1 protein-coding gene is annotated in these 1,333 nt (G+C 60.5%); it reads right to left on the bottom strand.

Annotation, left to right across the window (positions count from 1 at the left end):
- Positions 1-202: 202 nt before the first annotated feature.
- Entirely contained in the window at positions 203-1,216 is a 1,014-nt protein-coding gene (gene intI1 / locus H6X51_RS19810; protein WP_000845048.1) for a class 1 integron integrase IntI1, read from the bottom strand.
- Positions 1,217-1,333: the final 117 nt, after the last annotated feature.

Raw genomic sequence — 1,333 nt, 5'->3', positions numbered from 1 at the left:
TGTCGTTTTCAGAAGACGGCTGCACTGAACGTCAGAAGCCGACTGCACTATAGCAGCGGAGGGGTTGGATCCATCAGGCAACGACGGGCTGCTGCCGGCCATCAGCGGACGCAGGGAGGACTTTCCGCAACCGGCCGTTCGATGCGGCACCGATGGCCTTCGCGCAGGGGTAGTGAATCCGCCAGGATTGACTTGCGCTGCCCTACCTCTCACTAGTGAGGGGCGGCAGCGCATCAAGCGGTGAGCGCACTCCGGCACCGCCAACTTTCAGCACATGCGTGTAAATCATCGTCGTAGAGACGTCGGAATGGCCGAGCAGATCCTGCACGGTTCGAATGTCGTAACCGCTGCGGAGCAAGGCCGTCGCGAACGAGTGGCGGAGGGTGTGCGGTGTGGCGGGCTTCGTGATGCCTGCTTGTTCTACGGCACGTTTGAAGGCGCGCTGAAAGGTCTGGTCATACATGTGATGGCGACGCACGACACCGCTCCGTGGATCGGTCGAATGCGTGTGCTGCGCAAAAACCCAGAACCACGGCCAGGAATGCCCGGCGCGCGGATACTTCCGCTCAAGGGCGTCGGGAAGCGCAACGCCGCTGCGGCCCTCGGCCTGGTCCTTCAGCCACCATGCCCGTGCACGCGACAGCTGCTCGCGCAGGCTGGGTGCCAAGCTCTCGGGTAACATCAAGGCCCGATCCTTGGAGCCCTTGCCCTCCCGCACGATGATCGTGCCGTGATCGAAATCCAGATCCTTGACCCGCAGTTGCAAACCCTCACTGATCCGCATGCCCGTTCCATACAGAAGCTGGGCGAACAAACGATGCTCGCCTTCCAGAAAACCGAGGATGCGAACCACTTCATCCGGGGTCAGCACCACCGGCAAGCGCCGCGACGGCCGAGGTCTTCCGATCTCCTGAAGCCAGGGCAGATCCGTGCACAGCACCTTGCCGTAGAAGAACAGCAAGGCCGCCAATGCCTGACGATGCGTGGAGACCGAAACCTTGCGCTCGTTCGCCAGCCAGGACAGAAATGCCTCGACTTCGCTGCTGCCCAAGGTTGCCGGGTGACGCACACCGTGGAAACGGATGAAGGCACGAACCCAGTGGACATAAGCCTGTTCGGTTCGTAAACTGTAATGCAAGTAGCGTATGCGCTCACGCAACTGGTCCAGAACCTTGACCGAACGCAGCGGTGGTAACGGCGCAGTGGCGGTTTTCATGGCTTGTTATGACTGTTTTTTTGTACAGTCTATGCCTCGGGCATCCAAGCAGCAAGCGCGTTACGCCGTGGGTCGATGTTTGATGTTATGGAGCAGCAACGATGTTACGCAGCAGGG

Source organism: Halopseudomonas xiamenensis, from assembly GCF_014219065.1.
Taxonomy (GTDB): Bacteria; Pseudomonadota; Gammaproteobacteria; order Pseudomonadales; family Pseudomonadaceae; genus Halopseudomonas; species Halopseudomonas xiamenensis.
This window is presented reverse-complemented; position numbering and strand designations above follow the sequence as displayed.

Bases quoted from the DNA above. Each gene is read 5' to 3' on its own strand.
- intI1 (WP_000845048.1), bottom strand. From the start codon at position 1,216: ATGAAAACCGCCACTGCGCCGTTACCACCGCTGCGTTCGGTCAAGGTT.